This window comes from Amycolatopsis sp. A1MSW2902 (genome assembly GCF_017312175.1).
Lineage (GTDB): Bacteria > Actinomycetota > Actinomycetes > Mycobacteriales > Pseudonocardiaceae > Amycolatopsis > Amycolatopsis nivea.
In genome coordinates, this window is the sequence record NZ_QJPO01000001.1 from 2,283,084 (window position 1) to 2,302,263 (window position 19,180).

Below are 19,180 nucleotides of genomic sequence, written 5' to 3' on the forward strand. Positions count from 1 at the left end.
CGGGCAACGGTAGCTCAGGCGGCCTCGTCCGCCAGCCGTTCCAGCCCGCTCTGCGTCTTGAGCGGCAGGTGCTTCAGGAACGCGACCGCGACCACCACGAGCAGCGCGATCGGCGCGCTGATCAGGAACAGATCGCTGGTCGCGACCCCGTAGGCCTCCCGGATCACGGTCACGACCGGGGCGGGCAGCTGTGCCAGGTCGGGCACCTTCCCGCCGCTGCCGGACCCGGCGGACGCGGCGGGCCCGAGCCCGTCGGAGATGAGCGTGCCGACCCGGCTGGCCAGCACCGCGCCGAGCGCGCTCACGCCGATCGACCCGCCGAGGCTGCGGAAGAACGACAGCGTCGAGGTCGCCGCGCCGAGGTCGGCGGCGGGCACATCGTTCTGCGTCACCAGCACCAGGTTCTGGTTGAGCATGCCCACGCCGACGCCGAGCACCAGCATGAACAGGCTCAGCTCCACCAGCGAGGTGTGCGCGTCGATCAGCCCGAGCAGGCCCAGCCCGGCCGCCATCAGCACCGAGCCGAGCAGCAGGAACGGCTTCCACTTGCCGGTGCGGCTGATCAGCTGGCCGGACACCGTGGACGAAACCAGCAGGCCGAAGATCATCGGCAGGCTCATCAGCCCGGCCACCGTCGGCGATTTGCCGAGCGCCAGCTGGAAATACTGCGACAGGAACACGGTGCCGCCGAACATCGCGACGCCGACCAGGAAGCTCGCGACGGTGGCGAGCGTGACCGTGCGGTTGCGGAACAGCTTCAGCGGCACGACCGGTTCGCGCACCTTCGACTCGACCCACACCGCGAGCACCAGCACGAGCACGCCGGCGGGCACGAGCACCGCGGTCTGCCAGGAGCCCCATGCGAACGTCGAGCCGGCCAGCGACGACCACACCAGCAGCGTCGAAACGCCGAGCATGATCAGGAACGCGCCGAGGTAGTCGACGTGCACCTCGCGGCGCAGGGTCGGCAGGTCCAGGGTGCGCTGCAGCAACAGGATCGCGGCGAGCGCGAACGGCACGCCGAGGAAGAAGCACCAGCGCCAGCCGAGCCACGAGGTGTCCACGAGCACGCCGCCGATCAGCGGTCCGGCGACCGTGCCGACCGCGAAGACCGCGCCGAAGACGCCCGAGAACTTGCCCAGCTCGCGCGGCGAAACGATGGCCGCCATGATCACCTGGGCGAGCGCGGTGAGCCCGCCGCCGCCGATGCCCTGGGCGATCCGGCTGAGGATCAGCACGTCGATGTTCTGCGCGAACCCGGCCACCAGCGACCCGACCACGAACAGCCCGAGCGAGAGCTGGATCAGCAGTTTCTTGTTGTACAGGTCGGAAAGCTTGCCCCACAGCGGGACGGTCGCGGTCATCGCGAGCAGTTCGGTGGTGACGACCCAGGTGTAGGACGACTGGCTGCCGCCCAGCTCGGACACGATCCGCGGCAGCGCGTTCGCGACCACAGTGGACGCGAGGATGGCGACGAAAATGCCCATCATCAGGCCGGACATCGCCTGCAGCACTTGCCGGTGGCTCATCGCCGGGGAAGGCGCGGGAGATTCCGCGGTGGACAGGGACATGGACAGTCCTTTCCGGACTCGGGAGGGGTCAGCGCGGGTCGGGCAGGCCGGCGGCAGCGGCGGCGGCGGCCTCGTCGAAGATCTCGAGCAGCGGCTGGGCGCCGTCGCGGGCGGCCCACCGGCTGAGCGAGGTGTTGAGCACTCCGCCCGCCACGGCCAGCAGCAGCGACGGGAACAGGTCCTTCTCCGCGTCGGTGCCGGAGCGCTGGGCGATGGCCGCGATCATCGGATCGCGCGAGCCGGAGTTGAGCGTCGTCGCGCGGATGAGCAGCGACGGGTCGCAGTGGATGATCCGCAGCCGGGTCAGCCACTCGTCGCGGTCCCGCTCGATGTCGGCGAGGTCTTCCCGGACGGTCGCGACGAACGCGGGAAACGCGTCGATCCCGTCCGGCTGCGCGAGGAACCGGGCGATCGTCTGCTCTGCCCGCTCCGCGTGGTCGGCGTACGCGAGCAGCACGGCGTCTTCCTTGACCGGGAAGTAGTTGAAGAACGTGCGCGCGGACACGCCCGCCTCGGCGGCGATGTCGTCGACGGTGACCTGGTCCAGACCACGCTCGTCGATCAGCCGAAGCGCCGCGAGAGCGATCGTGCGATGGGTTTCGAGCTTCTTGCGCTCGCGAAGTCCGGGGGAGGGCACTTGATCAGCGTAGCCAGATCTTGCAGAGTCTGCAAAGTTGCAGTTTGTGAATCAGGGCACCTCGTGCTGCCCGGGGAGCGGGCTGGCAGACTCACCCACCGTGAGCGGAACGGTGCTGGTACTAGGCGGACGCAGCGAGATCGGGACGGCGGTGGCCGTCCGGCTGGCGCGCGGGGGAGCGAAGCGGTTCGTGCTGGCCGCGCGACCGGGCGCGGACCTCAGCGAGCAGACCGCCGCCCTGCGCGAAGCGGGCGCGGAGACTGTCGCGACCGAGGACTTCGACGCCGACGACCTCTCCGCGCACCGTCCGCTGCTCGAGCGCGTCATCAAGGAGCACGGACCGCTCGAGACGGTCGTGCTGGCGTTCGGCATCCTCGGCGACCAAGCCCGCGCCGAGACCGACGCCGCGCACGCCACCGCGATCGTGCACACCGATTACGTCGCACAGGTGTCCGTACTCACTCACACGGCGGAACTGTTGCGCACTCAGGGTTCCGGAAATCTGGTCGTCTTCTCGTCGGTCGCCGGGATTCGCGTGCGGCGGGCGAACTACGTGTACGGCTCGGCGAAAGCGGGCCTCGACGGGTTCGCCTCGGGACTGTCCGACGCGCTGCACGGCACCGGCGTCCACCTGCTCCTCGTGCGCCCGGGCTTCGTGATCGGCCGGATGACCGAAGGAATGTCTCCCGCGCCGTTCTCCAGCACCGCCGATCAGGTGGCCGACGCGACTGTCGCCGCCTTGCGCCGCCGCCGGGAAGTCGTGTGGGTGCCCGGCATGTTGCGCTTGGTGTTCGCCGCGATGCGGTTCGTGCCGCGTGCGGTGTGGCGGCGCATGCCGCGCTGAACTCCCGGTGCCCGAAGGGATACCGGCTGTCGCCGCGCGCTCCGCCGAACGGGCAGCATCACATGTTCGCGACAGGTTTCTCAGGCTATTCCCAGCTAACGCGGTGATCCTCGAACGCGGGGGTCGAAATCCGTCCCCCGGGAAGCGAGGAACCGGCCGTGCTGATCACGTCCCGGGGCCGCCGGATCGGCGGCCGTGCGGTGCTGGGGGTGGTGTCCACCCTGGTGCTGGGCGCCACCGGATTCGCGTGGTCGCAACTGCACCGGCTGGACACCAGCCTCGTCACCGCGGACGTCATCGCCCCGTCCGCGCAGGTCCCGGACACCCCGGCCGGGGAACCGCTCACCGTCGCGCAGAACATTCTGTTGGTAGGTCTCGATTCCCGCACCAAACCGGACGGGACGCCGCTGCCGCAGAACGTGCTCGACGCGCTGCACGCGGGCGGGGGAGACGACGGCGGCAACACCACCGACACGATGATCGTGGTGCACGTCCCGGTCGGCGGCGCGGCGGCCACCGCGATCTCGATCCCCCGTGATTCCTATGTGGACATTCCAGGATACGGCAAGCACAAGATCAATTCGGCGTACAGCCGCGCGCGGGCCGATCAGCGCGGAAAGCTTGCGCAGCAGGGAATGAGCGGCCCGGAACTGGAAGTGGCCGCGGACGCCGCCGGGGCGAAATCGGCGATCGCCGCGGTGCAGAAACTCACCGGGCTCACCATCAATCACTACGCCGCGGTCAACCTCTCCGGATTCGCCGCGCTGAGCCAGGCGGTCGGCGGGGTGCAGGTGTGCCTGAAGGCCCCGGTGCACGATTCCTTCTCCGGCGCGGATTTCCCCGCCGGGACGCAGACCATTTCCGGTACGCAAGCGCTCGCCTTCGTCCGGCAGCGGCACGGCCTGCCCAACGGCGACCTGGACCGGATCGCGCGGCAGCAGGCGTTCATGTCGGCGATGGCGAAAACCGTCCTCGGCTCGGGCACATTCGCCGATCCGGCGCGGCTTTCGTCCCTGGTGGACGCTTTGGAAGGTTCGGTCACGCTCGACCACGGCTGGAACCTGCTGAGCTTCGCCCAGCAACTGCACGGCCTCAGCTCGGGCGCGATCTCCTTCGGCACGATCCCGGTGCAGAGCCTGTCGCTGGCCACCCCGTCCGACGGGGACGCGGTGAAGGTGGATCCAGCGCAGGTGCGGCAATTCGTGCAGACGCAGATCAGCTCGCCGGACGCCGCCGCGTCCGGGGGAACCTCCGACCCGGGCACCGTCCACCCGTCATCGAGCGGCGGGGTGGTGCGGCCGATCGCGGAGACCACGACGCCGACCCCTCCGGCAGGCACCCCGGCGCAGCCGAAGATGACGGCGGCCAGTGGGTGCGTGAATTAGACCAACGGCAGCGTGATGGTGAACGCTGCGCAGCCGAAGATGGCGGCGGCCAGCGGGTGCGTGAATTAGGCCAGTGACAGCGTGATGGTGAACGCCGCGTCCCGGTAGTCCCGGGGGTGACGACGGCCTGTGGGTGCGTGAATTAGGCCAGCGGCAGCGTGATGGTGAACGCTGCGCAGCCGAAGATGGCGGCGGCCAGCGGGTGCGTGAACTAAGCCAACGGCAGCGTGATCGTAAATGCGGCCCCGCCTTCGGGCGCTGGTCCGGCGATGAGCGTCCCGCCCATCCGCGTCACCAGCCCGTGCGCCAGCGCGAGCCCGATGCCGGATCCGACCGGGCGGCTGTCGCGGTACCGCGCATTGAGCACGCCGCGCTCGAAAGCCACCGGGTAGTCCTCCGGCGCCAGCCCCGGCCCGCCGTCGCGGACCGACAGGTGGGCGTGGCCGTCCGCGACTGCCAGGGCGAACACCATCGGCGCACCCGCGGGCGTGACGCGCAGGGCGTTCTCCGCCAGCCCGTCCACGACCTGGTGCAGCCGCCGGGCGTCGGCGGTGACCATCGCGGGTCCCGGGGGCGTCTGGACGGTCAGCGGGACGTCCGTGCGCACGCACCGCAGCTGCCACACCTCCGCGCAGTCCCGGACCAGCGCGGCGAAGTCGAAAACGTCCAGGTCGAGCTGGAATTCGTCGGCGCCGAGGCGGGCGAGCTCCAGCAGGTCGGACACGAGCCGTTCCAGGCGTTGGGCCTCGCGGTGGATCGTCTCGCCGGCGCGGCGGGCGTCCGGGCCTTCCGCGACTCCGTCGGCGATCGCCTCGGCGAAACCGGTCACCGCGGTCAACGGGGTGCGAAGTTCGTGCGACACCGACAGCAGGAACTCCCGTTGCCGGGATTCGCTGCGGGCCAGCGCGTCGGCGAGTTCGTTCAGCGAGCCCGCGACCTGCGCGACCTCCGCTGGGCCTTCGACCGGAACCCGGACGTCACGCCGGCCCGCGCTGAGGCTGCCCGCGGCGGCGGCCGCGCGGCGCAGGGGTCGGCCGAGCAAGCGACCGGATACGTATCCGGCGATGGCGGCGACCAAAAGCCCGATGCCCAGTGCCAGAAGGATGTTGCGCAGCAACGCATGTTGCGTGGATTCGGCGCTGCGCACCGGCTGCACGAGCGCGAACGCGACTTCCGGGCCGACCGGGCGCACTTCCACGAGGTAGTCGACGTTGCCGATCGTGACCCGCGTCGAACGGTCCTTTCCGGACGTGAGCCCGGCCCGTTCCGCCGCGCGCACCGCCGTCGCCTGCCCGGAATTCTGGCCGCTGACCCGGTGCACGACGACCTCGATGCCCTGCCCCCGCACGACCGCCGCCACTTTGCCGATCGCGAGCCGGTTGCCGATGCTGGTGCCGTCGAGCTGCCCGGCGACGACGTCCGCCTGATCCCGCAACGACTGCTGCAGCACCGAATCGGCGGTGCTGCGGACCAGCCGGGACGCGACCAGCCCGGCCACGAGCACCGCGATCCCGGCAACTGCCAGGCATACCACGGTGATCCGGAGCGCGAGCGTGGTTTTCATCCGGCGTCCGCCGCGTAGCCGATGCCTCGGACCGTCCGAATCGGACTATCGTCGCCGAGTTTTGCCCGCAGCTGCGCGACATGCACGTCCACCGTGCGGGTACCGGCCGCCGCGGCGTAGCCCCAGACCGCACTCAGCAGCTGATCGCGCGACAACACCTGGCCGGGATGGCGCAGCAGGTAAGCGAGCAGATCGAACTCCGTGGAGGTGAGCGTGACCTCCGCCTCGCCTGCCCAAGCGCGACGGCCGGGAACGTCGATGCGCACGCCGCCGCAAGCCAGTGTCGTGGCCGGACCGCCGGACGCGCGGCGCAGCACAGTCCGCACGCGGGCGGCGAGTTCGCGAGGGCTGAACGGTTTGGTGAGATAGTCGTCCGCGCCGATTTCGAGGCCCAGCAAGCGATCCAGCTCGTCGTCGCGAGCGGTCACGAACAGCACCGGCGTCCAGTCGCCCGCCGCGCGCAGCGCCCGGCAGATCTCGATACCGTCCATTCCGGACAGTCCAATGTCGAGCACCACGGCGACCGGCCGCAGCCGGCGGATCGCCTCGAGCGCCTTCGCGCCGTCCGGCTCGACCTCCACCCCGAACCCGTCGCGCCGCAGGTACAGCGCCGCGAGCTCGGCGATCGCGGTCTCGTCCTCCACGACGAGGACGAGACCGCGGCCAGCTGACCCCATGCGGGCTCCCGTTCCTCCGGCCGGCTACGTCGGGGGAAACGGTACGCGCGTCACCGCTGCCCGTCGCCCGCCATGTCGGACTGGATCGAGTCCAGCGTGGACTGGATGCTGCTCAGGTCGCCGTCCGGCGCCGCCCCCGACGACGGCGCCGAACTGTCGTCGCACGCCGCGCAGCCGAGCCCGACGACAGCGGCCGCGGCGGCGATCGCGATCAGCCGTTTCACTTCGGCGCCTGGCAGTGCGCCGCGGTGAACGCGTCGAGCTGCTTCGTCGCGTTCGCCAGCTCCCCGATCCGGCTCTGCCGCTTGTCCGCCCGCTTCTGCAGCCGGTCGGCCTGCGCGGTGTGCCCCTTCGTGCGGGCGTCGTTCGCGCGTGCCTTGAGATTCGCGACCGACCCGGAAACCTCCGGCCCGCCGTTGATCCGGTTGGTCAGGTTCTGGGCCTGTTTGTGCAGTTTCGGCACCCAGGCCGTGCACATCTGCTGCACCTCCTGCGGGCTCAGCGTGACCGGAGCCGGGGCCGGCGCCTGCGTGTCGGCGCTGGCGATCGGCGCGGCCACGAGCAGTCCGGCCGCGATCCCGCAGCCCGCCAGTGCCAGCCGCTTCGTTCCTCGCATCGTTCTCGTCCTCCTGCGTCGGTGTTCTGGAGACCACCGTCGCGCGCGGGTGTACGAGGGGTGTGGGACGAATGTTCGGGTTCGGTAAAGCCTGCCGGCCCGGGGGAGTGTTACTCTCTTGCGGAGAGTGAGGAGGCCGCCGTGCTCGGAAACCCGTACGACCGCGACTGCCCGACGCGCCAGCTGCTCGACCGCATCGGCGACCAGTGGACGGTGCTGATCGTCGGCGCCCTGACCGACGGCCCGCTGCGGTTCACCGAGATCGGCAAGCGCGTCGACGGGATCTCGCAGAAGGTCCTCACGCAGACCCTGCGCAGCCTGGTCCGCGACGGCATCCTGATCCGCACCGCGTACCCGGTGATCCCGCCGAAGGTCGAGTACGAGCTCACCCAGCTGGGCCGCAACCTCGCCGAACCGCTGGACCTGCTGGACCGCTGGGCCCGCCAGAACATGGACCAGGTGACGGCCGCGCGAGCGGCTTACGACGCGGAGAACGCCGCTACTGCTTCGTGAGCGGCTGGCCGCTTACGAGGGCTGCCGAAGCAGGTTCGTCAACGCATGCGCTTCCTTGAGCAGCAACGCCCCCAGCTCGCCCCGCCGCTCCGCCCGGAACCGCGACTCCACGCCGGTCAGCGTCAACGCCCACGCGGGCTCCCCGGTCGGCGTGAACACCGCCGCAGCCATCCCCCAGCTTCCTTCGACCACCAGCCCAGGGTTGGTCGAATACCCGTCCTCCCGCGTCCGCGCGACCCGGGCCCGCACGTCCGCCGCCCGGTGCGCCGGGCCCCATTCGGCCGTCAGGTCCACTGTGGACAGATACTCCTCGACCTCCCGGTCCGGCAGCATCGACAGCACCACCAGCCCCGCCGACACCACGCCCAGCGGGAACCGGGCGCCCTCGTACAGGACGAACGACCGGATCGGGAAGTCGCCGTCCTCGCGCAGCAGGCAGACCGTCTCGTTGCCGCGGCGCGCGGAGAAGAACGCGCTCTCCCCGGTCGCCGCGGCCAGCCGGTGGACGCTCGCGCGCGCCTGCTGCGTCACGTCGTAGCGCGGGGCGGCCGCCTCGCCCAGCAGGTACAGCTCCGGGCCCAGGTACCAGCGGCCGGATTGCCGGTCGCGGTCGACGTAGCCCTCGGCGGCCAGCGACGCGAGCAGCCGGTGCACCGTCGGCCGGGCCAGGCCGCACTGGCGCGCCAGCTGCGAGGTCGACGCTCCGTCGCGGAAGGCGGACAATGCGCGCAGGACCGCGGACACCCGTCCTACGACGTGGTCGGGAGGCGAGGTGGGCACGGGAACGAGGGTACGTCCGCTCAGTGGACGCATCGGGCGCGGGTGTTCGGTGCGCGAGAGGTTTGCCGGGGATCCCGGCGTGTCGGTTGACCCGTTTCCCCTGCGCTGGGTGGAATGCGGGGACTGACCACTCACCGAACGAAGTGGAGAGGATGCCGTGCCGACGAAGTACCGCAGCGCCGCGGAGGCCCTCGACGGGCTGCTCGAGGACGGGCTGACGATCGCGGTCGGGGGCTTCGGCCTCACCGGGAACCCGAACGACCTCATCGAGGCGGTCCGGGACTCGGGCGTGCGCGATCTGACGATCGTCTCGAACAACATGGGAGTCGACGGGGCCGGGCTCGGCATTCTGCTCGACAACCGGCAGGTGCGCCGGGTGATCGCGTCGTACGTGGGCGAGAACAAGCTGTTCGCGCAGCAGTACCTCGACGGGACCGTCGAGGTCGAGTTCACCCCGCAGGGGACGCTCGCCGAGCGGATGCGGGCAGGCGGCGCGGGGATCCCGGCGTTCTACACCAAGTCCGGCGTCGGCACGCCGATCGCCGAGGGCAAGCCGCACGCCGAGTTCGACGGCGTCACCTACGTGCAGGAGCGCGGCATCGTCGCGGACCTTTCCCTGGTGCACGCGTACGTCGCGGACCCCGCCGGGAACCTGATCTACCGGTACGCCTCGCGGAACTTCAACCCGCTCGTCGCGACCTGCGGCAAGGTGACCGTCGCCGAGGCTGAGCAGGTTTCGGACGAGTACCTGGATCCGGAGCGCATCACGACGCCGGGGATTTACGTGCAGCGGCTGATTCAGGCGACTGCGCGGGAAAAGCAGATCGAAAAGCGGACCGTGCGCGTGCGTGAGGAGGCGTCGGCGTGAGCTGGACTCGGGACGACATGGCCACGATCGGGGCTCGCGAACTGCGGGACGGCGATTACGTGAACCTCGGGATCGGGATTCCCACCCAGGTGGCGAACCACATTCCGGACGGCGTGCAGGTGACGTTGCACAGCGAGAACGGGATTCTCGGACTGGGGCCGTTCCCCTGGGAAGGCGAGGAAGACCCCGACCTGGTGAACGCCGGCAAGCAGACGGTCACGTTGCAGCCCGGGGCCAGCCTGTTCGACTCCGCGGAGTCGTTCGCGATGATCCGCGGCGGGCACATCGACCTGGCGCTGCTCGGGGCGCTGCAGGTCGGCGCCAACGGCGACCTGGCCAACTGGACGGTGCCCGGCGCGCTGGTCAAGGGGATGGGCGGGGCGATGGATCTCGTCGCCGGGGCTCGCCGGGTGGTGATCATTACTGATCACACCGCCAAGGACGGGACGCCGAAGATCGTCGAGAAGTGCACGCTGCCGTTGACCGGGGCCGGAGTGGTGAACCGGATCATCACCAATCTGGCGGTGCTGGACGTTACCGACGACGGGCTGAAGCTGGTGGAGTTGGCGCCTGGGGTTTCTCTTGACGAGGTGCGAGAGAAGACTGGGGCGCCGGTCGCGGAGTAGCTGCGGTCGGGGCACCCCGAAGCTTGATCGTGACGACGGCGCGGGGGTGCTTGTCAAGGCGGGAAAGATGCCTTGACAAGCACCCCCGCGCCGCGTTTCGGCTTCGTATCGGGGTGCGGGGGAGTGCGGGTGCGTTGGCGGGGTGGGTGCACTGGCTGCGGTTGAGTGGCGGGAGTAGCGCCCCAATGTGGCATTGGGTGCGTGAGACGCACCGAATGCCACATTGGGTGCGTCAGATGCACCCAATGTGGCATTGGGGTCGTACGTGAGGGGGCCCCTGACGGAATCTGATTCCCTCAGGGGCCCCCTCACGTACTTTGCGCGGGTTACTGAGCGGGAAGGATGCGCCCCCGGACCTCGCCGAAGCCCAGTTTCGCGCCGCTGCCCGTGGTGGCGGCGCCGGTGATCGCGACCTCGTCCCCGTCCTGGAGGAAGGTGCGGGATTCGCCCTTGACGGTCAGCGGATCCCGGCCGCCCCAGGAGAGTTCCAGGAACGAGCCGCGTTCCGCCGGGTCCGCGCCGGAGATCGTGCCCGAGCCGTAGAGGTCGCCGGTGCGGGCCGAGGCGCCGTTGACGGTCAGGTGGGCCAGCATCTGGGCCGGGGACCAGTACATCTCGCGGTACGGCGGGCGCGCCACCTCCTGGCCGTTCCACTCCACGGCGAGCGTGATGTCCAAGCCCCACGGCGACGATTCCCGCAGGTAGGGCAGGGGTTCCGGCGAGGTCTGCCCGGGCAGCGGCACCCGGGCCTCGGCCAGCGCCAGCACCGGGACCACCCACGGCGAGATCGACGTCGCGAAGCTCTTGCCCAGGTTCGGGCCCAGCGGCACGTACTCCCAGGCCTGGATGTCGCGGGCCGACCAGTCGTTCAGCAGGACCGCGCCGAAAACGTGGCGAGGGAAGTCGTCCGGCGAGATCGGGGTGTTGGCCGGAGTGCCCGCGCCGACGATGAAGCCCAGTTCCGCTTCGATGTCCAGGCGGGTGCTCGGGCCGAAGACCGGGCCGTCCTCGCCCTTGCGCTGGCCGCTCGGGCGGACCACGTCGGTGCCGGACACGTAGACCGTTCCGGAGCGGCCGTGGTAGCCGACCGGGAGGTGTTTCCAGTTGGGCAGCAACGGTTCCGCGTCCGGACGGAACAGCCGGCCGACGTTCGACGCGTGGTGTTCCGAGGCGTAGAAGTCCACGTAATCGGCGACGTCGATGGGCAAGTGCAGCTTGACGTCGGCGACCGCGTGCACGGCTTCGGCGGGCACCTCGCCGGTCACGAGCGTCTGCAGCCGCGTGCGGACCTCGACCCAGCGGTCGTAACCCTGTGCCATGAAGGCGTTCAGCGTCGGCTCGGCGAACACCTCGTCGCCGAGGGCGATCGACAGGTCCAGCACGTGCTCGCCCACGCGCACGCCCACCCGGGGACTGCCGCCGCCTGCCGAGAAGACGCCGTACGGCAGGTTTTCGACGCCGAAGGGGGAGCCGGCGGGAATGTCGAGCACGGTCATGCGGGGGCTCCGATCAGGCCTAGGTCTGTCAGTTCGGTGAGCGGGTCGGTGATGCTGCAGGTCCCGAACGAGGTGAACTCAGCGCGCGCCGCCGCCAGGCGTTCCGGGGCCAGCGCGCGGATCCGGTCGGCGACCGCGGCACCGTCGCGTTCGGCAAGCAGGGCAACGACTTCCTCGTCGCCGGCACCGCGGTCGACCGCTTCGGCGGCGAGCAAGAGGTTCAGGAAACCGTGTTGTTCGAAACCGGTGTTCGGGTCGGTGTTGCGGATCGCGTGGTGCAGGCCCGCGGTCGCCTTGAACGGCACGCCCGCCTCGGCGGTCGCGCGGATCGCGGCGGCGAGTTCGGCTTCGTCCGGGTAGTACTCGGCCGACGTCCCGCCGGTGCGGAACTTCGCCTTGTGCGGAGTTCCGGAAAGCGCCCGCAGCAACGGAACCCGGCGTTCGTCGCGCGGGATCTCCACGGCGACCGGCACCGGGCATCCGTCCACTGCGGACAGAAACTCATCGACAGCCATTCCTTGCGGCACCGCGATTTCCAGCGATTCGACCGACACCGGAAGCCCGTCGACCGCCTTGAGCACGTCGGCGATCCCGCCCGGCCCGGCGGGCAGTGTCACGGTGAGCGGCAACGGGGTTTCGCGGCCTGCGACGACTTCAGCCAGTTCCGCCAAGCCGGACGCGGCGACGACCAGCGGGCCGACCATCGCGGCGTACGGTGAAGCGGTGTGCCGGTCGTGGGCGGCGACGGCGTCCGGCAGCGGCGCGAGGCCGGGCGGGAAGACCGCCGCGTCGTCCAGGAGGCCGCGGGTGAGAGCGTCGGTCACGACTGCGGTCCCCGTCCTGCCCAGGTCCAGGCGTAGCCGGGGTCGTCGCTCGCGTGGCCGCCCTCGCCGATCTCCAGCGGGCGGAACGTGTCGACCATGACCGCCAGTTCGTCGAAGAACTCCGCGCCGAGCGAGCGTTCCACCGCGCCCGGCTGCGGGCCGTGGCTGTGGCCGCCGGGGTGCAGGCTGATCGAGCCCTGTCCGATGCCGGATCCCTTGCGCGCCTCGTAGTTCCCGCCGCAGTAGAACATCACCTCGTCGGAGTCCACATTGGAGTGGTAGTACGGCACCGGGATCGAGAGCGGGTGGTAGTCGACCTTGCGCGGGACGAAGTTGCAGATGACGAAGTTGTTGCCCTCGAACACCTGGTGCACGGGCGGCGGCTGGTGCACACGGCCGGTGATGGGCTCGAAGTCGGAGACGTTGAACGTGTACGGGTAGAGGCAGCCGTCCCAGCCGACGACGTCGAACGGGTGCGTCGGGTACACGTAACGCGTGCCGACGACGCCGCGCGAGCCGCGGTGCTTCACCAGGACCTCGACGTCGGTGCCTTCGACGACCAGCGGTTCGGCCGGGCCGTGCAGATCGCGCTCGCAGTAGGGCGCGTGCTCCAGCAACTGGCCGTAGCGCGACAGGTAGCGCTTCGGCGGCGCGATGTGCGAGTTCGCCTCGATCACGTAGGCGCGCAACGGTTCCGGGCCCTTCGGCACCCAGCGGTGCGTGGTGGCGCGGGGGAGGATCACGTAGTCGCCGGTGCGGGCGGGCAGCGCGCCGAACACCGTTTCGACGACCGCTTCGCCGGACTCGACGTACACGCATTCGTCGCCGATCGCGTTGCGGTACAACGGAGAAGCCTCGCCGGCGGCGACGTAGGAGATCCGCACGTCGCCGTTGCCGAGCACGAGCCGCCGGTTGTTCACGACGTCCGCGCTCTTCCACTCCTGGCCGGGGAACAGCGTGTGCAGCTTGAGGTGCAGCGGCTTGAGCGGCCGGTTCTCGGTGAGCGTCTGGTCCGGCAGTTCCCACGGCGTCGCGTCGACGATCGCGGACGGGATGCCGCGGTGGTACAGCAGCGACGAGTCCGACGAGAAGCCCTCCTCGCCCATCAGCTCCTCGGAGTAGAGCCCGCCTTCGGGCGTGCGGTGCTGGGTGTGCCGCTTAGGCGGGATGCTGCCCGCGCTGCGGTAGTAGGCCATGGGTCGCCTCCTCGGCGCGAAGTAATCAAAGTATGTACTACTTTCCGACCAGCCTAGTCCCCGAGCTGGACCAGGGGAAGGGCTAGCGGCGGGTCGCGAAGCCCGCCCGGCCGGAGATGAGCTTGTCGAGCAGCATCACCAGCACGCGCTGCTCGGCCTCGGTGAGCACCTCGACCCACCCGGCCTCGCGTTCGTTCTGGGCCTCGAACACCTCGAGCATCTCGGCGTGCCCGGCCTCGGTGAGCGAAAGCCGCACCGAACGGCCGTCCGTCTCGCCGGGCGTCCTGGTCAGCAAACCCTCGCTGACCAGGGTCTTCGCGAGGTTCGAGACCGCCGCCCGGCTCATGCCGGTGAGCCGCGCGGCGGCGGACGGTTCGAGCGGCCCGGCCAGCCACACGACGAACAGCACCCGGAACGCCGACCACGACCGCCCGCGCGGCCGGTGCACGGCGGATTCGAGGTCGTAGGTGACCAGGTTCGACGCGCGGTTCAGCGTCAGCAGGACCTCGGTCGCCAGCTGGTGGCGGAACCCGAACTCGTCGGCCAGCCTGCGGTTGGCCAGCGCGATGAACGACCAGAAGTCGAGCGAGTCCGGGTCCGGCGGCGCGGCGGGGTCCTGCATGGACAGCACTGTAACCGCGCCGCCGGGATAATCAAACTCGAAACTACTTCACCGGACGAGCCAGGCGGGCGCCCGCGTCGCGCGGCACTTTCAGGAACGCCAGCATCGCCGCGGCGACGATCAGGCAGCCGATCGGGAAGTACAGCCCGATCGTCACGTCGCTCTCGGTGGCCGCGAGCCCGATCGCGTACGGCCCGAAGAACCCGCCGAGCGCGGCGATCGAGTTGATCGCGGCCAGGCCGACCGCCGTGTGCTCCTTCGACAGCACGCGCGCGGCCATCGCCCAGTACGGCGCGAGGTAGCCGAGCACGCCGATCGCCGCCAGCGATAGGCTGATCAGGGACAACGCCGGCACGGTCTTGAACTGGATCGCGCCGAAGAACCCGATGGCCGCGACCAGCACCGTGGCGATCACGTGGCCCTTGCGCTCGCCGGTGCGGTCGGAGTTGCGGGCGAGCAGCAGCATGCCGACCGCGCCGACGACGTACGGGATCGCGCCGAGCAGGCCGATGTTGGTGGAGGAGTACTTCGGGTCGAGCTGTTTCACGATCAGCGGCAGGAAGAACGTGAGCCCGTACAGGCCGCAGGCGATGAAGAGGTTGGAAATCGCCAGCAGCAGGACCTTGCCGTCGCGCACCGCGCGCAGCTGGCCGAGGAACGTCTCCTTCTCCTCCGGCACGTACTCGCGGTCGATCTCGGCCTGCAGCCAGGAGCTTTCCTCGGCGGTCAGGAACTTCGCGTCGGCGGGCTTGTTCGGCAGGTAGAAGAAGGTCAGCAGGCCGATCAGCACCGCGGGCGCGCCCTGCAGGATGAACACCCACTGCCAGCTGCTCATCCCGAACCAGTGCACGTGGTCGAGGATCCAGCCGCCGAACAGGCTGCCGAGGATCAGCGCGATCGGCTGCGCGAGCGCGAGCGTCGCGATGGCCCGGCCGCGTTCCTTGCCGCGGAACCAGAAGGTCAAGTACAGCAGCAGCCCGGGGAACAGGCCCGCCTCGGCGATGCCGAGCAGGATCCGCGCGATCATCAGGTGCGTCACGCTCGCGACGAACCCGGTCAGCACGGTCACGATGCCCCAGCTGACCGCGATCCGGCTGAGCCACAGCCGGGCCCCGACCTTCTTCATGATCATGTTGCTGGGCACCTCGAACACCACGTAGGCGAGGAAGAAGATCGCCGACGCGACGCCGAAGGTCGCGGCCGTGATGGTGAGCTCTTTGGCCATGCCGAGCTGGGCGTAGCCGATGTTCGCCCGGTCCATGTAGTTGAAGATGTAGAGCAGCAGGACGATCGGCATGACGCGGACGCCGACCTTGCGGACGGTGCGTCTGGCCAGCGGGGAGTCCGCCGTGGTGGCGGCTGCGGCGGGGACGGACATGGGGGTTCTCCTCGACGGTGAGCAGTAACTCTGAAGGATCAGGCGGCGGAGCGGCCGGCGATGCGGCCCATGGTGACGGCGTTGGCGACCGCGTTGCCGCCGCCGACGTAGCGGAAGCCGAGCACTCCGGCTCCGGCCTCGCCCGCGGCGAACAGCCCGGGCACGCGGTCGCCGCGGACGTCGAGCACCGCGGCGCTGGAGTCGATCTCCAGCCCGGCGTGCGTGCAGACCAGTTCGGCGGGCAGGGTGCGCGCGGCGAAGAACGGTCCGGTCGCGATTTTCTCGGGCGGTTCGGCCGCACCCTTGACGGACAGCGTTTCGTGCCGCAGGAACTCCGGGTCCTCGCCGGTGGGGAGCTGGGTGTTCCATCTGTCCACAGTGGCCTGGAGGGCGGCGGCGGGCACGTTCATCCTGCCTGCCAGTTCTTCCAGCGTGTCGGCCCGCAGAGTACGGCCAGCGTCCGCTTCGGACAGTACGTACTCGGCGTTCCAGTGCGCGTAGCCCGGCGGAAGATCGCGGCGCGCTCGGTCGTCGAAGACCATCCACACTGGACCGTCCTGCGCCGAGATGATGCCGCTCGACACCGCGTACGACGCGTCCTCGTCCATGAACCGGCGGCCGTGCGCGTTCACCAGCACGCGCGAGCGCGGCGGGAAACCGGACTGCCAGTGGTGCAGGCGCTGGAAATACGCAGTCGGCAGCAGGAGCCCCCAGCCTTCGCCAGTGATCGAGGCGGACACCTGCTCGCCGAACGCGAAGTGGTCGCCTCGGGAACCGGGCGCGGCGACGACGAACAGATCCTCGCCCGCCGCGTCGGCGTCCGGGTAATACCGCGAGCGCAGGGCGGGGTCTTGCGCGAACCCGCCGCTGGTCACGATCACGGAGTTCGCGCGGACCTCGATGCCGTCGGCGACTACACCGGCGACCCGGCCGTCCTCCACGAGCAGTCGTTCGACCCGGGTGTTCAACACCGCTTCAGCGCCGGCCTTGCGACGCGCGCGGTCGAGCACCTGGACGAGGCCGTAACCCTGGTCCTTCGGCACATGCCCGCGCCAGACGTCCTCGACACCGGCGCGGGTCAGGCCCGGGGTGTGCGCGTCGTGCGACACCTTCGCCGGGATTTCCGCGCCGAGCCCGATCAGCCACTCTACGGCGGGACCGGCCTCGCGGCAGAAAGTCTTGAGCAGTCCGGGTTTCAGCTGCCACTGGTTGAGATCGAGGTAGTGCTGGAAGAACCGTTCCGGCGTGTCCTCGATGCCCAGTGCACTTTGGACACTCGTGCCTGCCGCGGTGAGCATGCCCGCGGACAGCTGGGTCGAGCCGCCGAGTTCCTTCTCCGACTCGAACAGCATCACCGAGGCACCGTGCTCGGCCGCGGACACCGCCGCGGCGAGACCCGCGCCGCCCCCGCCGATCACCACGACGTCAGCGTCGACGCTCATCCGAGATCACCTCCGGTTTCGGCGAGAATGCGATGGTAGAGACCGTTGGAGACGAGACCGCCGTCCACGGTGACCTCGCTTCCGGTCAAGTAGGTGGACCGGTCCGAGAGCAGGAACAGCACCGTGTCGGTGATTTCCCGGGGGTCGGCCATCCTTCCGGCGGGCACACTGTCCACCGCGGACTTGACGAACGCGTCGGCGCCCGCCAGCAGCCCGGTGTCGACCAGTCCCGGATGGACGGAGTTGACCCGGATCCGCCACTTCGCGAAATTGCCCGCGGCGGACTTCGACAGTCCGGTCAACCCCCATTTGCTCGCCGAGTAGGCGGGGGAGAAGTAGCCGATCTGGCCGGAGATCGACGAGATGTTCACGATCGAACCGCCGCCCGAATCGCGCATCAGCGGGGCGGCCGCGCGCATCCCGTGGAACGGCCCGGACAGGTTCACCGCCAGCACCCGGTCCCACACCTCGGCGGTGGTGTCCTGGAATTCCAGCCGCCGCGAGATCCCGGCGTTGTTCACGAGCCCGCCGAGCGAACCGTGCTCGGCGCGGATCCGGTCGAGCACGCGAGTCCACTGTGCCGGCTCGACAACGTCCATGGTGTACGGAGTCGCCGCCCCGCCCGCCGCGCGGATCTCGTCGGCGATTTCGTCCGCACCAGCGAAATCCGCGACGCAGACGTGCACGCCGCGTTCGCCGAGCGCGCGGGCGTGCTGCGCGCCCATCCCGTTCGCCGCGCCCGTCACGAGCACGACGTCCGGGTAGCGCACGGCTTCGGTGGCGTCAGACATGCCGGGAGCCGCCGTCGACCGCGAGGCTGTGCCCGGTGACGTACCGCGAGCTGTCCGAAAGCAGGAACAGCAGCACGCCGCACACCTCTTCGGGCGAGCCGATCCGGTGCAGCGGCACCGCGTCGAGCGCCTTCGCCAGTGCGGGCGCGTCGTCCTGGATCCAGCGGGTCATTTCGGTGTCGATGTAGCCCGGGGCGATGGCGTTGACCCGGATGCCCTGGTCGCCGAGTTCCACCGCGAGCGATTCGGTGAGGTGCGCGACCGCGGCCTTAGAACTGCAGTACGCCGCGCGGCCCTTGCGCACGCGGACCGCGGACACCGACGCCATGTTGACGATCGCGCTGCCCGGTTCCATCCGCGCGGCCGCGGCCTGCGCGCCGAACAGCACGCCCTCGACGTTCACCGAAAGCGTCGAGCGGATCTGCTCCGGGGTGATGTCCGGAACCTCGGCGTACGGGAAGATCCCGGCGTTGTTGACCCAGAAGTCGATGCGGCCGAACTCGCCGATCGCGCGCTGGGCGAGCGCGACGTGGTCCTCGGCGCGGGTGACGTCCACAGCGGACGCGACGATCCGGCCCGGCTTGTCCTCAATGGACTCGGCGGCCAGCGCGACGGTGAGGTCGTCGGCGGTGGCGGTCATCGCGGCGGCGTCGAGATCGCCGCCGACCACGTGCACCCCGCGCGTGGCGAGACCGGCGGCGAAGCGCGCGCCCATGCCGCGGGCCGCGCCGGTGACCACGGCGACCTTGCCCGGCATCTCCGGGTAGCGCGCGGTCGCGGGCTGGTGCAGCACCCGGCCGGGGCCGGTGGGCTCGAGAGTGGTCATCTGGGTTTTCTCCTCGTTGTTTCTCAGGGCTCGCGGTGCACGGTGCGGCGGCGCACGCGCCAGCCTTCCGCGGTGCGCACGAGTTCGTCGTCCAGCACGGTGAGCCGGTGCAGTCGCGGGGACCCGCCTTCCGGGGTCCCGACGATCTGCAGATAGGCGAGCGCTCGCAAGGCGTCCTCGGACTGTCCTAACCGGACCTCCACGGTGGACACCACGTGCCGCAGCCGTTCGCCGGACTCGACGCACCCGGCGTGGAACCGCTCGGCGAACGCGGTCAGCGCGGCCGTGCCCGCGGCGGGTTCCGGGTAGCTGGGCGAGACGAACTCCCCGTCCGGGGTGAACGTGGCGGCCCAGCGCGCGGCCTGCCCGGAGTCGATGGCGTGGCTCTGGCGGCCGTAGAGCTGATGCACCGCCAGCACGTCCTCGACGGGGACTTCGCTCATGTCCGAACCTCGATCCGCGGGGTGGTTGCCTCGAACGGCAAACGTGCTATATTCGCACGCACCGTGCGATATGTAGGAACA

21 protein-coding genes are annotated in these 19,180 nt (G+C 70.1%); 5 read left to right on the forward strand and 16 right to left on the reverse strand.

Translation table 11 applies throughout. The features are described from left to right. Window positions 1–14 precede the first annotated feature (14 nt). On the reverse strand, window positions 15–1,571 hold the full coding sequence (locus tag DMP23_RS10350; RefSeq protein WP_037812597.1) for an MFS transporter: 1,557 nt from the start codon (window positions 1,569–1,571) through the stop codon (window positions 15–17). A gap of 28 nt (window positions 1,572–1,599) precedes the next feature. Continuing rightward, a complete protein-coding gene (locus tag DMP23_RS10355; RefSeq protein ID WP_037812595.1) occupies window positions 1,600–2,208 on the reverse strand; it encodes a TetR family transcriptional regulator in 609 nt (202 codons plus the stop codon). A gap of 100 nt (window positions 2,209–2,308) precedes the next feature. Here DMP23_RS10355 and DMP23_RS10360 point away from each other — a divergent pair, with 100 nt between their 5' ends. Further along, entirely contained in the window at window positions 2,309–3,052 is a 744-nt protein-coding gene (locus DMP23_RS10360; protein ID WP_037812593.1) for an SDR family NAD(P)-dependent oxidoreductase, read from the forward strand. Between the two features lie 158 nt (window positions 3,053–3,210). Continuing rightward, a complete protein-coding gene (locus DMP23_RS10365) occupies window positions 3,211–4,437 on the forward strand; it encodes an LCP family protein (protein WP_037812591.1) in 1,227 nt (408 codons plus the stop codon). 211 nt (window positions 4,438–4,648) lie between these two features. Here DMP23_RS10365 and DMP23_RS10370 read toward each other — a convergent pair whose 3' ends face one another. Genes DMP23_RS10370 through DMP23_RS10385 form a run of 4 tightly spaced genes read right to left on the reverse strand, consistent with a single transcriptional unit; the run spans window position 4,649 to window position 7,294 of the window. Continuing rightward, on the reverse strand, window positions 4,649–6,001 hold the full coding sequence (locus DMP23_RS10370) for a sensor histidine kinase (RefSeq protein WP_337820923.1): 1,353 nt from the start codon (window positions 5,999–6,001) through the stop codon (window positions 4,649–4,651). Continuing rightward, window positions 5,998–6,678, reverse strand: a complete 681-nt coding sequence (locus tag DMP23_RS10375) for a response regulator transcription factor (RefSeq protein ID WP_037812584.1) — start codon at window positions 6,676–6,678, stop codon at window positions 5,998–6,000. The genes DMP23_RS10370 and DMP23_RS10375 overlap by 4 nt, the downstream gene beginning before the upstream one ends. Window positions 6,679–6,728: 50 nt before the next feature. Continuing rightward, a complete protein-coding gene (locus DMP23_RS10380; RefSeq protein ID WP_199817627.1) occupies window positions 6,729–6,902 on the reverse strand; it encodes a hypothetical protein in 174 nt (57 codons plus the stop codon). After that, window positions 6,899–7,294 carry a hypothetical protein gene (locus DMP23_RS10385; RefSeq protein WP_037812583.1) on the reverse strand — a complete coding sequence of 132 codons (396 nt, stop codon included), beginning with the start codon at window positions 7,292–7,294 and terminating at the stop codon, window positions 6,899–6,901. Before DMP23_RS10385 ends, DMP23_RS10380 begins: the two co-directional genes overlap by 4 nt. A 141-nt stretch (window positions 7,295–7,435) precedes the next feature. On the opposite strand from DMP23_RS10385, the gene DMP23_RS10390 reads away from it, so the two are divergent. Continuing rightward, window positions 7,436–7,807, forward strand: a complete 372-nt coding sequence (locus DMP23_RS10390; protein ID WP_037812581.1) for a winged helix-turn-helix transcriptional regulator — start codon at window positions 7,436–7,438, stop codon at window positions 7,805–7,807. 12 nt (window positions 7,808–7,819) lie between these two features. Here DMP23_RS10390 and DMP23_RS10395 read toward each other — a convergent pair whose 3' ends face one another. After that, window positions 7,820–8,587 carry an IclR family transcriptional regulator gene (locus DMP23_RS10395; protein WP_240690789.1) on the reverse strand — a complete coding sequence of 256 codons (768 nt, stop codon included), beginning with the start codon at window positions 8,585–8,587 and terminating at the stop codon, window positions 7,820–7,822. Between the two features lie 157 nt (window positions 8,588–8,744). Here DMP23_RS10395 and DMP23_RS10400 point away from each other — a divergent pair, with 157 nt between their 5' ends. Both DMP23_RS10400 and DMP23_RS10405 read left to right on the forward strand, forming a co-directional pair. Beyond that, window positions 8,745–9,455, forward strand: a complete 711-nt coding sequence (locus DMP23_RS10400) for a CoA transferase subunit A (protein ID WP_037812574.1) — start codon at window positions 8,745–8,747, stop codon at window positions 9,453–9,455. Next, on the forward strand, window positions 9,452–10,081 hold the full coding sequence (locus DMP23_RS10405; RefSeq protein ID WP_037812570.1) for a CoA transferase subunit B: 630 nt from the start codon (window positions 9,452–9,454) through the stop codon (window positions 10,079–10,081). Before DMP23_RS10400 ends, DMP23_RS10405 begins: the two co-directional genes overlap by 4 nt. Window positions 10,082–10,407: 326 nt before the next feature. Here DMP23_RS10405 and fahA read toward each other — a convergent pair whose 3' ends face one another. From fahA to DMP23_RS10450, 9 genes are all read right to left on the reverse strand, one after another. Then, window positions 10,408–11,577 (reverse strand): fumarylacetoacetase, encoded by a 1,170-nt coding sequence (gene fahA, locus DMP23_RS10410; RefSeq protein WP_336161092.1) that lies wholly within the window; start codon window positions 11,575–11,577, stop codon window positions 10,408–10,410. Further along, complete coding sequence (locus DMP23_RS10415) at window positions 11,574–12,431, reverse strand: hypothetical protein (RefSeq protein WP_337824381.1); 858 nt, start codon at window positions 12,429–12,431, stop codon at window positions 11,574–11,576. The genes fahA and DMP23_RS10415 overlap by 4 nt, the downstream gene beginning before the upstream one ends. Continuing rightward, window positions 12,398–13,597, reverse strand: a complete 1,200-nt coding sequence (locus DMP23_RS10420; RefSeq protein WP_043830279.1) for a homogentisate 1,2-dioxygenase — start codon at window positions 13,595–13,597, stop codon at window positions 12,398–12,400. Before DMP23_RS10420 ends, DMP23_RS10415 begins: the two co-directional genes overlap by 34 nt. A gap of 82 nt (window positions 13,598–13,679) precedes the next feature. Then, complete coding sequence (locus DMP23_RS10425) at window positions 13,680–14,219, reverse strand: MarR family winged helix-turn-helix transcriptional regulator (RefSeq protein ID WP_037812827.1); 540 nt, start codon at window positions 14,217–14,219, stop codon at window positions 13,680–13,682. A 43-nt stretch (window positions 14,220–14,262) separates the two neighbouring features. Then, window positions 14,263–15,597, reverse strand: coding sequence for an MFS transporter (locus DMP23_RS10430; protein ID WP_134666713.1), 1,335 nt, complete (start codon window positions 15,595–15,597; stop codon window positions 14,263–14,265). A gap of 38 nt (window positions 15,598–15,635) precedes the next feature. Further along, window positions 15,636–17,039, reverse strand: coding sequence for an FAD-dependent oxidoreductase (locus DMP23_RS10435; protein ID WP_337820924.1), 1,404 nt, complete (start codon window positions 17,037–17,039; stop codon window positions 15,636–15,638). Then, entirely contained in the window at window positions 17,036–17,830 is a 795-nt protein-coding gene (locus tag DMP23_RS10440) for an SDR family NAD(P)-dependent oxidoreductase (protein ID WP_037812554.1), read from the reverse strand. Before DMP23_RS10440 ends, DMP23_RS10435 begins: the two co-directional genes overlap by 4 nt. Further along, complete coding sequence (locus DMP23_RS10445; protein ID WP_337820925.1) at window positions 17,823–18,656, reverse strand: SDR family NAD(P)-dependent oxidoreductase; 834 nt, start codon at window positions 18,654–18,656, stop codon at window positions 17,823–17,825. The genes DMP23_RS10440 and DMP23_RS10445 overlap by 8 nt, the downstream gene beginning before the upstream one ends. A 23-nt stretch (window positions 18,657–18,679) precedes the next feature. Then, the gene (locus DMP23_RS10450) at window positions 18,680–19,099 is read right to left on the reverse strand and encodes a nuclear transport factor 2 family protein (protein WP_134730608.1); all 420 of its coding nucleotides are present in this window, start codon (window positions 19,097–19,099) and stop codon (window positions 18,680–18,682) included. Window positions 19,100–19,180: the final 81 nt, after the last annotated feature.

What these genes read in the sequence shown, in the direction of transcription:
- DMP23_RS10420 (WP_043830279.1), bottom strand. Translation starts at nt 13,597, where the DNA reads ATGGCCTACTACCGCAGCGCGGGCAGCATCCCGCCTAAGCGGCACACC.
- DMP23_RS10350 (WP_037812597.1), bottom strand. Translation starts at nt 1,571, where the DNA reads ATGTCCCTGTCCACCGCGGAATCTCCCGCGCCTTCCCCGGCGATGAGC.
- DMP23_RS10430 (WP_134666713.1), bottom strand. Translation starts at nt 15,597, where the DNA reads ATGTCCGTCCCCGCCGCAGCCGCCACCACGGCGGACTCCCCGCTGGCC.
- DMP23_RS10425 (WP_037812827.1), bottom strand. Translation starts at nt 14,219, where the DNA reads ATGCAGGACCCCGCCGCGCCGCCGGACCCGGACTCGCTCGACTTCTGG.
- DMP23_RS10385 (WP_037812583.1), bottom strand. Translation starts at nt 7,294, where the DNA reads ATGCGAGGAACGAAGCGGCTGGCACTGGCGGGCTGCGGGATCGCGGCC.
- DMP23_RS10370 (WP_337820923.1), bottom strand. Translation starts at nt 6,001, where the DNA reads ATGAAAACCACGCTCGCGCTCCGGATCACCGTGGTATGCCTGGCAGTT.
- fahA (WP_336161092.1), bottom strand. Translation starts at nt 11,577, where the DNA reads ATGACCGTGCTCGACATTCCCGCCGGCTCCCCCTTCGGCGTCGAAAAC.
- DMP23_RS10375 (WP_037812584.1), bottom strand. Translation starts at nt 6,678, where the DNA reads ATGGGGTCAGCTGGCCGCGGTCTCGTCCTCGTCGTGGAGGACGAGACC.
- DMP23_RS10440 (WP_037812554.1), bottom strand. Translation starts at nt 17,830, where the DNA reads ATGTCTGACGCCACCGAAGCCGTGCGCTACCCGGACGTCGTGCTCGTG.
- DMP23_RS10435 (WP_337820924.1), bottom strand. Translation starts at nt 17,039, where the DNA reads ATGAGCGTCGACGCTGACGTCGTGGTGATCGGCGGGGGCGGCGCGGGT.
- DMP23_RS10450 (WP_134730608.1), bottom strand. Translation starts at nt 19,099, where the DNA reads ATGAGCGAAGTCCCCGTCGAGGACGTGCTGGCGGTGCATCAGCTCTAC.
- DMP23_RS10445 (WP_337820925.1), bottom strand. Translation starts at nt 18,656, where the DNA reads ATGACCACTCTCGAGCCCACCGGCCCCGGCCGGGTGCTGCACCAGCCC.